Raw genomic sequence first — 14,627 nt, forward strand, 5'->3', positions numbered from 1 at the left:
GCGTGAACTTGATCCTGTTCGGACCGCCTGCGGCGGGCAAGGGCACTCAGGCCAAGCGGCTGGTGGAAGAGAAGGGCATGGTCCAGCTCTCCACCGGCGACATGCTTCGCGCGGCGATCGCGTCGGGCTCGGAACTGGGACTTAAGGTCAAGGACGTGCTGGCGCGGGGCGATCTGGTCACCGACGAGATCGTCATCGCCCTGATCGAAGATCGCCTGGACGAGGCTGAGGCCGCTGGCGGTGCCATCTTCGACGGCTTCCCCCGCACCGTGGCCCAGGCTGAGGCGCTGGACGCCATGCTGGCCAAGCGCGGCAAGCAGATCGACGCCGTGGTCCGCCTGAAGGTCGACGACGCCGCCCTGCTGGAACGTGTCGCCAAACGCTATGCCGAGCAGGGCCGCCCTGACGACAATCCCGAGTCCTTCGTGGTGCGTCTGGAAGCCTACAACCACAACACCGCCCCGCTGCTTCCCTACTATGAGAAGCAGGGCAAGCTGACCGAGGCCGACGGCATGGGCTCCATCGAGTCGGTGGCCAAGGCCATCGATGAGGCGCTGGCCTGACGTTCAGCCGCAGGTTTGGCGTGACGCGCGTTTTCGGGCATTGATCGTCCGATGACCGAACGCGCCGCCAGCCCTTCGGAAAAGTCCCGCCTGCGCCGGTGGCGCATGGCGGGCATTTTCACCGCCGTCGCCGTCGCCGAGATCGGCCTGTTCCTTCTGCTGGGACAGGTGAGGGGCCCCAGGCCCGCGCCGGTGATCGAGCCGCAGCCGTTTGAGGTCATCCTCTACGATCCCCCGCCGCCGATCTCTCGGGATCCGCCAGCACCCAAGGCTGGGGGAGGCGCGCCCGCTTCACCCGCCACCATTCACACACCGCCGCCACCGCCCAAGCCGCGCCCGCAGGAGCTGCCTGCGCCGCCGGTCAAGGCGCCTGAGCCTGCGCCCCTAGTCGGCATCGCCCCGGCACCGTCCGCCGAGCCCGGTTTCGGCCAGGGCGGGCAGGGGACGGGGAGCGGAAGCGGCACAGGCTCCGGATCTGGTCCCGGCAGCGGATCGACCGGACCGCGAATCGTGACCGGCCCGACCATCGGCCAGATCCGCGCCCTGCATCCCGCCAACGCCCGCAGCCGCTATGGCCGTGTGGAGCTGTCATGCATCATCCGGCTGGACAGCCGCCTTGACGCCTGCCGGGTGGTGGAGGAGACGCCTGCGGGCATGGGCTTCGGCGCGGCGGGGCTGCAGGTCTCGGGCTATTTCCGCTTCCAGCCGCCGACCGAGAACGGCCGTCCGGTCGAGGGACAGCGGGTCACGGTGGGGGTCGACTTCGGCCGTCCGCCGCGCTGACAAGCCCGAAGACGTTGACGCCCTGTGAATCATATGTATAAGGGCGGCTTCCCGCGAAGGGCGCCACGCTCCTGGTCTGTTGACCGGAGCGTTTGTTGCGTCTGACTAACGCGTATCTGGAGAATTTCGTGGCCCGTATTGCTGGCGTCAACATCCCGACCAACAAGCGCGTATTCATCGCGCTTCAGTACATCCATGGCATCGGCCCCGCCGCCGCCAAGGACATCACCGAGAAGGTGGGCATCGAGTCTGCCCGCCGCGTGAACCAGCTGACGGACGCCGAAGTGCTGTCGATCCGCGAAACGATCGACAAGGATCACACGGTTGAGGGCGACCTGCGCCGCGAGACCTCGATGAACATCAAGCGTCTGATGGACCTGGCCTGCTACCGCGGCCTGCGTCACCGCAAGGGCCTGCCGGTCCGCGGCCAGCGCACCCACACCAACGCTCGCACCCGCAAGGGTCCGGCCAAGCCGATCGCCGGCAAGAAGAAGTAAGAGAGAGCTGATCGATGGCCAAGGAACCGGGTCGCGTAAAGCGCCGCGAACGCAAGAACATCACGTCGGGCGTCGCCCACGTGAACGCCAGCTTCAACAACACCATGGTGACCATCACCGACGCACAAGGGAACGCGATTTCCTGGTCGTCGGCCGGTCACATGGGCTTCAAGGGTTCGCGTAAGTCGACCCCGTATGCGGCCCAGATGGCGGCTGAAGACGCAGGCAAGAAGGCTCAAGAGCACGGCGTGAAGACGCTGGAAGTGAACGTCTCGGGTCCGGGTTCCGGTCGTGAGTCGGCTCTGCGCGCTCTGCAGTCGGTCGGCCTGACGATCACCACGATCCGCGACGTCACCCCGATGCCGCACAATGGTTGCCGTCCGCCCAAGCGTCGTCGCGTCTAATCGACCCCGCTAAGAGCACCCCCATCTCCGTCGGCTCCACCATGGCCTCGTCGACAAGGCCGGAGCCGACGAAACCCGTTCGAGGGACAAAATGATCGAAAGAAACTGGCAAGAGCTGATCCGTCCCGAGAAGCCGCAGATCGAGATCGGTTCCGACGCCCAGCGCAAGGCGCGCCTGGTTGCCGAACCTCTCGAGCGTGGCTTCGGTGTGACGCTCGGCAACGCGCTCCGTCGCGTTCTGCTGTCCTCGCTGCAAGGCGCGGCAGTCACGGCCATCCAAATCGACGGCGTTGTTCATGAATTCTCGTCGCTGGAAGGCGTGCGCGAGGACGTGGTCGACATCGTTCTGAACATCAAGCAACTGGCGCTGCGCATGCACGCCGAAGGCCCCAAGCGCATGACCCTGCGCGCCACGGGCCCCGGCGCTGTCACCGCTGGCCAGATCGACGTGCCGGCTGACATCGAGGTTCTGAACCCCGATCACGTCATCTGCACGCTCGACGACGGCGCTTCGATCCGCATGGAGCTTACCGTGCAGAACGGCAAGGGCTATGTCGCCGCTGAGTTCAACCGTCCGGAAGACGCGCCGATCGGCCTGATCGCCGTCGACGCCCTGTACTCGCCGGTCAAGCGCGTCGCCTATCGCGTCGAGCCGACCCGCCAGGGCCAGTCGCTGGACTATGACAAGCTGCTGCTGGAAGTCGAAACCAACGGTGCGGTTACGCCGGTTGACGCTGTGGCTTACGCTGCGCGCATCCTGCAAGACCAACTGCAGATCTTCATCACCTTCGAAGAGCCCAAGAAGGCTGTCGAGCAGTCGGACGGCAAGCCCGACCTGCCCTTCAACCCGGCGCTGCTGAAGAAGGTGGACGAGCTGGAGCTGTCGGTTCGTTCTGCCAACTGCCTGAAGAACGACAACATCGTCTACATCGGCGACCTGATCCAGAAGACCGAGGGCGAAATGCTTCGCACCCCGAACTTCGGCCGCAAGTCGCTGAACGAGATCAAGGAAGTTCTCGCGACGATGGGCCTCAGCCTCGGCATGGATGTGCCGAACTGGCCGCCTGAAAACATCGAAGATCTGGCCAAGAAGTTCGACGACCAGATCTAAGTTCAACCCTCCGCCCGTCTCCCACTGGGAGAATGCCGGGGCGGTTAGAAGATTACGGCCCTAGGTCTCTGAGGAGATACCGGGACCGGAGTAGGAGAGACCCAGATGCGCCACGGCGCCGCCCACCGTAAACTCGGTCGTACGACCAGCCACCGCACCGCCATGTTCGCGAACATGGCCGCCTCGCTGATCAAGCACGAGCAGATCACCACGACCCTGCCCAAGGCGAAGGAACTGCGTCCCTTCGTCGAGAAGCTGGTCACCCTCGCCAAGAAGGGCGACCTGCACGCTCGCCGTCAGGCCATCAGCCAGGTCCGCGACGTTCCGCAGGTCGGCAAGCTGTTCGAAACGCTCGGCCCGCGCTACGCCGAACGTAACGGCGGTTACATCCGCATCATGAAGGCCGGCTTCCGTCACGGCGACAACGCCCCGATGGCCGTGATCGAGTTTGTCGATCGCGACGTGGAAGCCAAGGGCAAGGACTCCGGTCCGGTCCTGGTCTTCGAAGGCGACGACGAGGCTTAAGCCTTACGTCTCTTTCTGACTGAACGCTGAAAGGGCGGCCGGAGCGATCCGGTCGCCCTTTTGCTTGGAGACGATCATGGAAACGATGGTTGAAATTTGGGGCGGCGAGCGGGTCATGGTCTGCGCCGAGGATGGCCCGCTGCTGGCGGACGAGCGCGACATCAACGGTTTTGTGGGCGAGGCCCTGGGGCATGATGCGAAATGGCTAGCCCTGCCCGTGTCGCGGCTGGGCGGGGACTTTCTGAAACTGCGAACGCGTCTGGCGGGTGAGACGACACAGAAGTTCGTCAACTACCGCATCGGCTTGGCCGTCATTGGCGACATAAGTGATGCGGTCGCGGCCAGCGACGCCCTGCGCGACTATGTGCGGGAGTGCAATCGGGGGCGGCAGGTCTGGTTCCTGCCGGACCTGCCGGCGCTGCGAGCGGCGTTGGGAGCCTAGGCCCGAACCATCTCCATGACCGCCAGCATCCAAATGAGCAAAATACAGAGCCCATAAGCGATGTGGTCGGACCGGCGGGGCGGATCGGGTTTCTGCGGTTGGAGCGGCATCGGCCAGTCTGAAACCGATTTTACGCTTCGTCGAAATCGATTAAACGGGCATGGCCTTGTGAGGGGAGGTCACATGAAACGCGCCGCACCGCCGCCGCTGAATGCGCTTCGGACCTTTGAGGTCTTCGCGCGCCACCGCAGCATGACCCGCGCCGCCGACGAGTTGTGCGTGACCCACGGCGCGGTCAGCCGCCAGATCGCGGTCCTGCAGGCGTCATTGGGCGTGGTGCTGGTCAGCGGGCCGCGTCATGCTCTGACCCTGACCGAGGCCGGGCTGGCGCTGGCGGACCGGCTGACGCCTGCTTTCGGCGCCATTGAGGATGCGGTGCAGGCGACCCGTCAGGGGAGCGTGCGGGAGATCGAGATATCGTGCCTGGGCACGTTTGCGCTGAAATGGCTGATACCCCGGTTGCCGGGGTTTCTGGCGGCGCACCCGGAGGTTCGGGTGCGAATGTCGGAATCCTATGCCCCCGTCGATTTCAGGCGCGACCGCTTCGACGGCGCCATCCGCATCGTCGAGCCGAACGCCATTCACCCCCGAGCGGAGGCGAAGCGGTTTCTGGACCATCATCAGGGCGTGGTTGGCGCGCCTTCGCTGATGGCGGCCCTGCCTGACCTTGAGGCGGTGTCGGGCGCGACGCGGCTGCGGTCTGCGACATTTCGACAGGCCTGGGCTTCGTGGGCCGAACTTGCGGGGGTGGAGCTGACGCCCGCCGTGGAGGAGCGGGAGTTCGCGCACAATCATTCGCTGGTCGAAGCGGCCATATCCGGGATGGGTGTCGCTGTTGCGCCGTGGCTGTTTGTGGCGCCGGATGTGCTGGCGGGACGGCTGGCCGCGCCGTTCGGCTTTGTGAAGCGGCCGTCGTGGTTCGCCTTCCTGAGGCCTGAGGGGCGCAGGGACGCGGCGGTGGACGCCTTCCGCGACTGGCTGGTCGCAGAAGGCGAGCGAAGCCCGCCGCCGCCTATTCCTTCGACAGGTCCTGGCGGTTGAAGTAGGCGACCGCAGCCACAAACGGCCCCACGATCCAGAGCGCCAGTCCGGTCACGGCCTTGAGCGCAGCCTGCGGCGGCAGCCCGGCCGCCTCCATGCCGCCGTGAATGAGCGCCTTCAGAAGATCCGCGGCCAGGCCCGGCGAGAGCAGGGGCGCTACCCAGCCTTCCGGCGAGACGCCCATCTGCATCAGCATCTGCGGCAGGAAGAACTGGGCTACGCTGATGACCAAGGGAACGAACAGGGCCGCAAGAAGCGAGCGGGTGACGGTCGCCGCCAGCAGGGCCAGCATGGTGAACTGGATGATCCGCGCCCACGACAGCAGGGTCAGTTGCACGAAGTCGGTGAACGCCGCGCCGTCCATGGAGAAGCTGAGGCTGCGCGACAGGATGAGGGCCTGGACCAGGTGGGTGATGATGTCGGCCAACAGACCCGCCAGGGTCGCCAGAACCGTAAGGCCGATGACGACGACGACCTTGCCTGTCAGCAGGTTCGGCCGCGTGTTGCGGGCGCTGATCAGACGCCAGGTCTCCCAGCGGTAGTCGCCGGCATAGATGGTCGCCGCGCCGATCAGGATGAACAGCAGCACGATCGGATTGGCGAAATCGGCGGCGGATTTCACCAACGACTCGGCCAGATTGAGCGGGGCGCGCTGCAGCAGTTCAGGCGGCAGTTTGCCGGCCAGATCGGCCTCATGCGCCTTGGCCACGATGATGGCGATGACGCCCAGGACGACACTGATGATCGGGATGAACAGCACGCTCCAGAACAGGGCGGTGCGGTTCTTGGACAGGCGATAGGTTTCGGAGCGGATGGCGTCAGCCAGCATGGTTCAGCTCCTGCACGCCGGTCCAGCCGGTTTGGTTCATGAAGACGTCTTCCAGATCAGCGCCGATCCAGCGGGCCTCTTCGATATCGACGCCGCCCTCGACCAGGGCCTTGATGACGGCGGGGCCTTCGGCGCGCGGGACAGAGGCCAGAACGGCGTCTCCGTCCAGGCTGGCGCGGTCGCCCAGCACAGCCAGGGCGCGGGCCAGGGGCGTGACCGACAGGCGCAGACGCTCGCCCGCCGCCGTCAGGTCGGAGACGCGGCCTTCGGTGACGACCTTGCCCTTGTTGAAGATGGCCACGCGGTCGCAGACACGCTGGACCTCCTGAAGCTGGTGGCTGGCCAGGACAATGGTCACGCCGTCGTTGTCCGCCAGACTGCGGATCAGGGCGCGCATCTCCTGAATGCCGGGCGGATCCATGCCGCTGGTCGGTTCATCCAGAATGACGAGGTCCGGCTTGGTCATCAGCGCCGCCGCGACGCCCAGCCGCTGCAGCATTCCCACCGAGAACCCGCGCACCCGCCGGTCCGCTGCCTCGGCCAGGCCGACGCGTTGCAGCCAATGGTCGATCTCAGTCGATGTCACGCCGCCATGGGCGCGGCCCAGCCATTCCAGCACCTGGCGGGCGGTCAAGAAGGGCGGGAAACGCGGGGTTTCGATCATCGAGCCCATGCGCCGCATCGAGGCCGGGGCGCCGATGGGGCCGCCCATGATGGTGGCGTCGCCTGCTGTCGGACGAATCAGCCCCAGCAGGGTGCGGAACAGCGTGGACTTGCCCGCGCCGTTCGGTCCCAGAATGCCGTAAACCCCGCCGCGCGGGATCGACAGGGTCAGGCCGTCCAGCGCCCTGACTGTGCCATAGGTCTTGGTCAGACCGCGAATGTCGATGACGGTTTCCATGACCTGACCTTGGCGCGGGAACAGTGTTCCCACAAGGCGTCGTGCGTCTGTCGCGGATTAAGGTTAGGCAATCTTCGAATTCGTATTCGGAGCGTCCCATGAACCGCCTTCTGCCGCTGGCCTTCGCCCTTCTGGCCGCCGCCTGCACAACTGCGCCTTCTGCGCACCGCACGCCGATGGCCCCGCTGGTCCCGGCCAGCGTCGCGGCCCCGGCGGCCGCGCCCCAGCAGGTGATCCTGATCTCCATCGACGGCTTCCGACCGGACTATCTGGGCAAGGGCCAGACGCCGGTGATGGATGGTCTGGTTGCGGGTGGTGCGTTCGGGCCGATGCGTCCGTCCTTCCCCAGCGTGACCTTTCCCAACCACTATACGCTGGTGACCGGCCTGCACCCGGACCACCACGGCATTGTCGGCAACAAGTTCAACGACGCCGAACTGGGCGTCTTCACCATGGCCAGCAAGGAGCCCGGTTTCTGGGCGCAGGGCGAGCCGATCTGGATCACGGCGGAGCGTCAGGGCGTACGCACCGGCACCATGTTCTGGCCTGGATCGGAAACCGAGAACCATGGCCTGCGCCCCAGCCTGTGGCAGGCTTATGACAAGGACGTGCTGGGCGATGCGCGGGTGGACCGCATCCTGTGGTGGCTGGACCTGCCCGAGGGGCAGCGGCCCAAGCTGGAGACCCTGTATTTCGACATCGTCGATACGGCGGGGCACCACTACGGCCCCGACGCCGAAGAGACACGGGCGGCGGTCGCTTCGGTCGACGCCTCCATCGGACGGCTGGTTGAGGGGCTGAAGGCGCGGGGTCTGTACGACAAGACCCTGCTGGTGATCGTGTCCGACCACGGCATGGCCGCGACCTCGCCCGAGCGGGTGGTGTGGATCGACGACATCATTGATCCGGCGGCGCTGCAGATCACCTCGGCGGGCGCCTTCGTGTCGGCCGATCCGGCACCGGGGCGCGAGGCCGAGGTGGAGCAGAAGCTGGTGGGGCGGCATCCGCATCTGGAATGCTGGAACAAGGCGGATGTGCCCGCGCGCCTGGCCTATGGAACCAATCCGCGCGTGGCCCAGGTGGTGTGCCTGGTCGAGACGGGCTGGACAGTGACGTCGCGTGATCGCCCGGTCGAGAAGGACGGCGGGGCGCACGGCTATGACAATCAGGCGCCGGAGATGCAGGCTGTCTTCATCGCTCACGGACCGGGCGTGGTCGTCGGGCGGCGCCTGACAGATCTGCAGAGCGTGGATGTCCAGCCCTTCCTGGTGCGGGTTCTGGGCCTGACCGGACCGGTCGTGGACGGCAAGGCGGCGGACACCCTGGCGGTGACCCAACCCTGATGGAGGCCAAGGCGGGTGAGGGGAGACGCTGATTTCCCTGTCGCCCGCCGTCCGTCACGGCTAGGAAGCGCGCCTCATGTCGATCATTCCTGAAAAGCGGCTGAAGGCGGCCATCGGCTTCATCTTCGTGACGGCGGTGCTGGACATCGTCGCCATGGGCATCATCATTCCGGTGCTGCCGCAGCTGATTGAGGAATTCGTCGGGTCAAACGCGCGGGCGGGCATCATCAACGGCCTGTTCGTGGCGTTGTGGGCGGGGATGCAGTTCGTCGCCTCGCCGATCATCGGCTCGCTGTCGGACCAGTATGGCCGCCGCCCGGTGATCCTGATCAGCTGTGCAGGCCTGGCCATCGACTATGTGTTGATGGCGCTGGCGCCGAACCTGTGGTGGCTGGCGCTGGGGCGGATCGTGGCGGGGATCACCTCGTCCAGCTTCACCACCATCTACGCCTATATGGCCGACATCACCGCGCCCGAGAAACGCGCCCGGGCCTATGGTCTGATCGGCGCGGCCTTCTCCGGCGGGTTTGTGCTGGGGCCAGTGATCGGCGGTTTCCTGGGCGACTATGACCCGCGCGCGCCCTTCTGGGCCGCCGCCGCCATGTCGGGCATCGCCTTCTTCTATGGGCTGGTGATCCTGCCCGAGAGCCTGCCCCGCGAAAAGCGGATGAAGTTCAGCTGGCGGCGCGCCAATCCGGTCGGGGCGATGGTGCTGCTGGGGCGGCATCGCGAGCTGTCGGGTCTGGCGGGGGTGACCTTCCTGCTGCATTTCTCGCACCACGTCTTTTCTGCCGTCTTCGTCCTGTACGCCCAGTTCCGCTACGGCTGGGGACCCAAGGAGGTTGGGCTGCTGCTGGCCGTGGTCGGTCTGCTGGACATGGCGACGCAAGGGCTGGTCGTCGGGCCGGTGACCAAGGCGCTGGGCGACCGCAAGACCATGTTGCTGGGTCTGTTCGGCGGCACCATCGGCATGGCGCTGATGGGCTGGGCGCCGGTCGGCTGGGCCTTTGTCGCGGCCATGTTGCCGAACGCCCTTTGGGGGCTGGCCATGCCGACGCTGCAGTCATTGATGACGCGCCAGGTGTCCGAGAGCGAGCAGGGCCAGCTGCAAGGCGCGACCATGAGCGTCGCCTCCATCGCCGGCGTCGCCTCGCCCTTGTTCTTCGGCTGGATCTATTCGCTGTCGGTGGGCGGCGGGTTCGAGCCGCTGACCGACTGGTTGGGCGGGCATGGGCTGGGACTGATCGACGCATTTGTTCATGCACCGGGTCTGGCCTTCTATCTGTCCGCCATCGTGCTGGTGCTGGCTTTCGTGGCGGCCTTCATTACAGCGCGCCGGGCGGAACGGGCCGAAACCTCGTCCGTTGATGCCGCGCGCAGGCCTTGATCCAGCCCGAAATCGGGTGCGGAATGGCGATGCTTGAGATCAAACGCCGGATGAATATGCAGACCCGATCGATCGTGCTTGTCGCCGCCCTGGCCCTCACCGCCTGCGGCAATCCTCAACCTTCCAAGGCGCAGGAGGGCGAGTTCGCCCAGCCCACGCGCACGGCGCCCAATGATGCGGCGGGGATGAAGTCCAGCTTCGCCCCTGTGGTGCGGGCCGCCGCCCCCGCCGTGGTGAATATTTCGGCGCGCAGCGTCCAGCGGGTGCAGGCCGATCCCTTCTTCCAGTTCTTCGGCGGCGGCATTCCGCAGGCGCGGGTGGCCGAGTCCGTCGGGTCTGGCGTCATCGTCCGCTCGGACGGCATCGTCGTCACCAACAACCACGTCATCGACGGCGCCCAGCAGATCAAGGTCGTGCTGAACGACCGGCGTGAGTTCCCCGCCACCGTCATCCTGGCCGACGAGCGCAGCGACATCGCCGTGCTGCGGCTGGAGAATGTAGGCGACCGCCTGCCGGTCCTGGCCATCGAGGACAAGGAAGAACAGCAGGTTGGCGATCTGGTCCTGGCCATCGGCAACCCGTTCGGCGTGGGTCAGACGGTGACCAACGGCATCATCTCTGCCCTGAACAGGACCGAGACCGGCATTTCCGACAGCGGCTCCTTCATCCAGACCGATGCGGCCATCAATCCCGGCAACTCGGGCGGGGCGCTGGTGGACATGGACGGCAACCTGATCGGCATCAACACCGCCATCTTCTCGCGCTCGGGATCATCGGCGGGGGTCGGCTTCGCCGTGCCTGCGGTGATGGTCAAGCGGGTGGTCGATTCCGCCCTGGGCGGCGCGACCGCCGTGGTCCGGCCCTGGCTGGGCGTCAAGGGCAACACCGTCACCGGCGACATCGCCGGCAGCCTGGGGCTGAGCCGCCCGCAGGGGATCGTGGTGACCGACGTTTACGCCAACAGCCCAGCCGCCCGCGCGGGCGTGCGCCAGGGCGACGTGATCACCGCCGTTGATGGCCAGGAGGTCAATGATCAGGGCGGGCTGAACTACCGCGTCGGATCGCGCAATCCCAACGATCAGGTCCAGGTCGCCATCCTGCGTGACGGGCGCGCCCAGACCTTGAACGCCCGTGTCCAGCCTCTGCCGGGCGAGGCTGATCCCAAGCAGGGAACGACGATTGAGGCGGGGCCGTTCTCGGGCGCATCGGTCGTCGCCCTGAACCCGGCGTTGGCTGACCGTCTGGGCGGCGATCCCTTCACCACGGGCGTGATCATCACCGGCGTGTCTGGTCGGGGTTATGCGGCGCGCGCAGGGTTCCGCCAGAACGACCTGATCGTCAGCATCAACGGCCGCGCCATCAACACTGCCCGCGACGTGGAAGCCGCCAGCGCCGGTCGCGGCCCGTGGGATGTCGTGATCAATCGCGGCGGCCGTCAGATCCGCGGTGTCTTGAGATAGGTTTTCCACGGCCGCGTCGCTGTTGCATCCCCACGTCGGCTTGTGCTTCCACCGCCGATGTGGGGGATGGGCTCATGAAAGCTCTGATGCCTCTCGCGGTCGCGGCCGCCCTGATGTCCGGCGCCTGGACTGGTGTTCACGACGACCCGTTGACGAAGCCGCTGCCGGCGAACCCGGACTGGGTTAAGCCGCAGGCGCCGCTGAAACTGTACGCAAACACCTATTTCGTCGGCACGGGCGGGCTCAGCATCGTGCTGATCGACACGGGCGACGGCCTGATTTTGGTCGATGGCGCCTTGCCGCAGACCGTGGCGATGACCGAGGCGAATATTCGCAAACTGGGTTTCCGGGTTGAGGATATCCGTTTCATCCTGAACACCGAAGCCCACTTCGACCATGCGGGCGGACTGGCGGCTCTTGCGCGCGACAGCGGCGCCCAGGTGATCACCAGCCCAATTGGCGCGGCCGCGTTGCGGGCTGGACTTGTCGCCGCGGGCGACCCGCAGGAGAGCGACATCTCCAATTCGCCGCCTGTGCCCAATGCGCGGGGCATCGCGGATGGCGAAGTGCTGCGGCTGGGGAATACGGCGGTGACGGCGGTGTTCACCCCGGGCCACACGCCCGGCAGCGTCAGCTGGACGTGGAAATCCTGCGAGGGTGAAGCCTGCGTGGACGTCGTTTTCGCCTCCAGCCTGAATGCGGTGGCGGCAAGGCCTTTCACCTATACGGGGCATCCGGAGGTGACGGCAGGATTGCGCGCGTCAATCGACCGGATGGAGGGGCTGGACTGCGGCCTGCTGATTTCAGCGCATCCCGACAATTCGGGCGGCGACCGCAAGATCGCGGCGCTTGAGGCGGGCGCGACGCCCAACCCCTTCCTCGATCCAACGGCTTGCCGCGCCTATGCCGAACGGGCGAGGGGACGACTGCAAGCGCGACTGGACCGAGAGGCTGCGCCTTAAGCGTCCTTCTTTGGCCCGCCGATCGACCAGGTGTGGCCGAAGGGGTCGCGGAGCTGGCCGTAACGGTCGCCCCAGAACTGATCAGCCATGTCCATGACCGGCTCGGCGCCGCCGACGACCATGGCGCGGGTCCACCAGGCGTCAGGGTCTGTGACCTGCAGGTGCAGGGTGACGCCGACGGGGCGGATGTTGGCCTGACCTGTGTATTCCGGGAACTCGTCGTTCAGCATGACGCTGGCGCCGTTGATCTTCAGATGGGCGTGGATCAGGCGCTCGCCGTCGTCGGCCAGTCTGCGGTCCAGCACCTCTGCGCCGAAAGCGATGATGTAGAAGTCCACCGCCGCCGAGGCGCCGCGCGCCGGAATCGTCAGATGAGGGGTCACGCCGCTGGTCGGGCCCTGGTTCGGATTGGCGTCGGTCATTGGGCGATCTCCGTATTCGGCCCTTACTAACGCGTGAAATGGGTTTGGCGAACGACTACATAGTAGAAATCCATGACTGACCTGTTCGAAGCCTCCGGCATCCTGCCCCCCGACGCGCCCCTGGCCGACCGTCTTCGCCCGCGCAGGTTGGAGGAGGTGGTGGGACAGGACCACCTGCTTGGTCCCGGCGGGCCGATCCGGCGCATGATCGAGGCGGGGCGTCTGGGCTCGATGATCCTGTGGGGACCGCCAGGCACCGGCAAGACCACCATCGCCCGGCTGCTGGCCCAGGCGGCGGGCTATGAATACCAGTCGATCAGCGCCGTCTTCTCCGGCGTTGCGGACCTGAAGAAGGCGTTCGAGGCCGCGCGGATGCGGCGCGCGGCGGGGCAGTCGACCCTGTTGTTCGTCGATGAAATCCATCGCTTCAACCGCGCCCAGCAGGACGGATTCCTGCCCTTCGTCGAGGCCGGGGTGGTGACCCTGGTCGGCGCCACGACCGAGAACCCCAGTTTCGAACTGAACGGGGCGTTGCTGTCACGAAGCCAGGTCTATGTGCTGAAGCGGCTGGACGACGCGGCGCTGGGCCAACTGCTGACGCGGGCTGAGGCGCATATGGAAAAACCGCTGCCGCTGACGGCGGATGCGCGGCACGCCTTGCTGGCCCTGGCGGACGGCGATGGACGCTATCTGCTGACCATGTCCGAGGTTCTGTTCGACCTGCCGGAGGGCGAGGTGCTGGACGTGCAGGGGCTGGCGGGCGTGCTGCAACGCCGGGCGCCCGCCTATGACAAGTCGCGGGAAGAACACTACAACCTGATTTCCGCCCTGCATAAGTCGGTGCGCGGGTCGGACCCGGACGCCGCCCTGTACTGGCTGGCGCGGATGCTGAACGGGGGGGAAGACCCGCTTTATCTGGCCCGGCGCATCTTGCGGATGGCGGTCGAGGACATCGGCGAGGCGGATCCGCTGTCGATCCTGGTCGCCAATGCGGCCAAGGACACCTACGACTTCCTGGGCAGCCCGGAGGGCGAACTGGCGCTGGCGCAGGCGGTGGTCCATCTGGCGACAGCGCCCAAGTCTGTCGGCGTCTATGAAGCCTTCAAGGCGGCGAAGAAGGCGGCCTATGAGACGGGCTCGCTGATGCCGCCCGCCCATATCCGCAACGCCCCGACCAAGCTGATGAAGCAACTGGGGTACGGCAAGGGGTATCAGTACGACCCGGACACGCCCGAGGGATTCTCAGGCGCGAACTTCTTCCCCGACGAGATGGAGCGCCGCACCTTCTACAAGCCCAAGGGCGAGGGACATGAGGAGAAGGTCAAGCTGCGGCTGGAACGCTGGGCCGCGATGCGGGTGCAGATGCAGGCGGCCCCGGACGCGGCTGACTGATCGCTGTTCATTGTAGGGAACTTGCGACGGGCCTATCCTGGCTTCCAAGCTTTGGGAGCGGACGATGATCCAGACGGTGAAGACGCCCTGGCATCTGTGGCTGGTGGCGGGGCTGGCCCTGCTCTGGAACGGGTTTGGCGCATTCGATTCCTTCATGTCCCTGACGCAGGGCGATCCCTATCTGCGCTCCATGGGCATGACCGAGGCCCAGATCGCCTATTTCCATCGGTTTCCGGCCTGGATGTCCGTGGCCTGGGTGGTTGGAACCTGGGGCGGTCTGGCAGGGGCGATCCTGCTGTTGCTGAGACGCCGATGGGCGCTGTGGGCCTTTGGCGCTTCGTTCGTCGGGGTGCTGGCGACGATCTACTACACCTTCATCGGTTCGCCGGACGGAGCAGAGGTCATGGGCGGCAATACGGCCATGACCGGCGTGATCACGACAATCGCCGTGCTTCTGATCGGATATGCCCGGTTCATGACGCGGCGCGGCGTTCTGCGATGAGCG

The 14,627-nt window shown here is 66.3% G+C and carries 17 protein-coding genes; 14 read left to right on the top strand and 3 right to left on the bottom strand.

What is annotated here, in order from left to right; all coding sequences use genetic code 11:
• The first annotated feature begins 2 nt into the window (after positions 1-2).
• From KWG56_RS02900 to KWG56_RS02935, 8 genes are all read left to right on the top strand, one after another.
• A complete protein-coding gene (locus KWG56_RS02900) occupies positions 3-563 on the top strand; it encodes an adenylate kinase (RefSeq protein ID WP_219353645.1) in 561 nt (186 codons plus the stop codon).
• 51 nt (positions 564-614) lie between these two features.
• The gene (locus KWG56_RS02905; protein WP_219353646.1) at positions 615-1,346 is read left to right on the top strand and encodes an energy transducer TonB; all 732 of its coding nucleotides are present in this window, start codon (positions 615-617) and stop codon (positions 1,344-1,346) included.
• A 128-nt stretch (positions 1,347-1,474) separates the two neighbouring features.
• Entirely contained in the window at positions 1,475-1,843 is a 369-nt protein-coding gene (rpsM, locus tag KWG56_RS02910) for a 30S ribosomal protein S13 (RefSeq protein ID WP_201100569.1), read from the top strand.
• 14 nt (positions 1,844-1,857) lie between these two features.
• The gene (gene rpsK, locus KWG56_RS02915) at positions 1,858-2,247 is read left to right on the top strand and encodes a 30S ribosomal protein S11 (protein ID WP_201100505.1); all 390 of its coding nucleotides are present in this window, start codon (positions 1,858-1,860) and stop codon (positions 2,245-2,247) included.
• Between the two features lie 91 nt (positions 2,248-2,338).
• Complete coding sequence (locus tag KWG56_RS02920) at positions 2,339-3,358, top strand: DNA-directed RNA polymerase subunit alpha (RefSeq protein ID WP_201100504.1); 1,020 nt, start codon at positions 2,339-2,341, stop codon at positions 3,356-3,358.
• A gap of 105 nt (positions 3,359-3,463) precedes the next feature.
• Positions 3,464-3,883, top strand: coding sequence for a 50S ribosomal protein L17 (rplQ, locus tag KWG56_RS02925; RefSeq protein ID WP_201100503.1), 420 nt, complete (start codon positions 3,464-3,466; stop codon positions 3,881-3,883).
• A gap of 76 nt (positions 3,884-3,959) precedes the next feature.
• Positions 3,960-4,325, top strand: a complete 366-nt coding sequence (locus tag KWG56_RS02930; RefSeq protein WP_244999613.1) for a DUF4180 domain-containing protein — start codon at positions 3,960-3,962, stop codon at positions 4,323-4,325.
• Between the two features lie 183 nt (positions 4,326-4,508).
• Positions 4,509-5,426: a LysR substrate-binding domain-containing protein gene (locus tag KWG56_RS02935; protein WP_219353647.1), complete on the top strand. Its 918-nt coding sequence runs from the start codon at positions 4,509-4,511 to the stop codon at positions 5,424-5,426.
• Here KWG56_RS02935 and KWG56_RS02940 read toward each other — a convergent pair.
• Positions 5,398-6,255, bottom strand: coding sequence for an ABC transporter permease subunit (locus KWG56_RS02940; protein WP_219353648.1), 858 nt, complete (start codon positions 6,253-6,255; stop codon positions 5,398-5,400). The two genes, KWG56_RS02935 and KWG56_RS02940, sit on opposite strands and share 29 nt — an antisense overlap.
• Positions 6,245-7,156: an ABC transporter ATP-binding protein gene (locus KWG56_RS02945; protein WP_219353649.1), complete on the bottom strand. Its 912-nt coding sequence runs from the start codon at positions 7,154-7,156 to the stop codon at positions 6,245-6,247. The genes KWG56_RS02940 and KWG56_RS02945 overlap by 11 nt, the downstream gene beginning before the upstream one ends.
• Before the next feature lie 98 nt (positions 7,157-7,254).
• On the opposite strand from KWG56_RS02945, the gene KWG56_RS02950 reads away from it, so the two are divergent.
• The 4 genes from KWG56_RS02950 to bla all read left to right on the top strand — a co-directional run bounded on the left by KWG56_RS02950 (position 7,255) and on the right by bla (position 12,308).
• Positions 7,255-8,499: an alkaline phosphatase family protein gene (locus KWG56_RS02950; RefSeq protein ID WP_219353650.1), complete on the top strand. Its 1,245-nt coding sequence runs from the start codon at positions 7,255-7,257 to the stop codon at positions 8,497-8,499.
• A 76-nt stretch (positions 8,500-8,575) separates the two neighbouring features.
• Positions 8,576-9,886, top strand: coding sequence for a TCR/Tet family MFS transporter (locus tag KWG56_RS02955; RefSeq protein WP_219353651.1), 1,311 nt, complete (start codon positions 8,576-8,578; stop codon positions 9,884-9,886).
• 56 nt (positions 9,887-9,942) lie between these two features.
• Entirely contained in the window at positions 9,943-11,346 is a 1,404-nt protein-coding gene (locus tag KWG56_RS02960) for a Do family serine endopeptidase (protein ID WP_219355389.1), read from the top strand.
• Positions 11,347-11,432: 86 nt separating this feature from the next.
• Positions 11,433-12,308 carry a subclass B3 metallo-beta-lactamase gene (bla, locus tag KWG56_RS02965; protein WP_219353652.1) on the top strand — a complete coding sequence of 292 codons (876 nt, stop codon included), beginning with the start codon at positions 11,433-11,435 and terminating at the stop codon, positions 12,306-12,308.
• On the opposite strand, the gene KWG56_RS02970 is transcribed toward bla, so the two are convergent.
• Entirely contained in the window at positions 12,305-12,730 is a 426-nt protein-coding gene (locus KWG56_RS02970; RefSeq protein WP_219353653.1) for a VOC family protein, read from the bottom strand. The genes bla and KWG56_RS02970 overlap by 4 nt on opposite strands.
• Before the next feature lie 72 nt (positions 12,731-12,802).
• On the opposite strand from KWG56_RS02970, the gene KWG56_RS02975 reads away from it, so the two are divergent.
• Together KWG56_RS02975 and KWG56_RS02980 are read left to right on the top strand one after the other, a co-directional pair.
• Entirely contained in the window at positions 12,803-14,122 is a 1,320-nt protein-coding gene (locus tag KWG56_RS02975) for a replication-associated recombination protein A (protein WP_219353654.1), read from the top strand.
• 64 nt (positions 14,123-14,186) lie between these two features.
• Positions 14,187-14,624: a hypothetical protein gene (locus KWG56_RS02980; protein WP_219353655.1), complete on the top strand. Its 438-nt coding sequence runs from the start codon at positions 14,187-14,189 to the stop codon at positions 14,622-14,624.
• The last annotated feature ends 3 nt before the right edge of the window (positions 14,625-14,627 follow it).

It is taken from the genome of Brevundimonas nasdae, from assembly GCF_019395145.1.
In the GTDB taxonomy this organism is placed as follows: Bacteria; Pseudomonadota; Alphaproteobacteria; order Caulobacterales; family Caulobacteraceae; genus Brevundimonas; species Brevundimonas nasdae.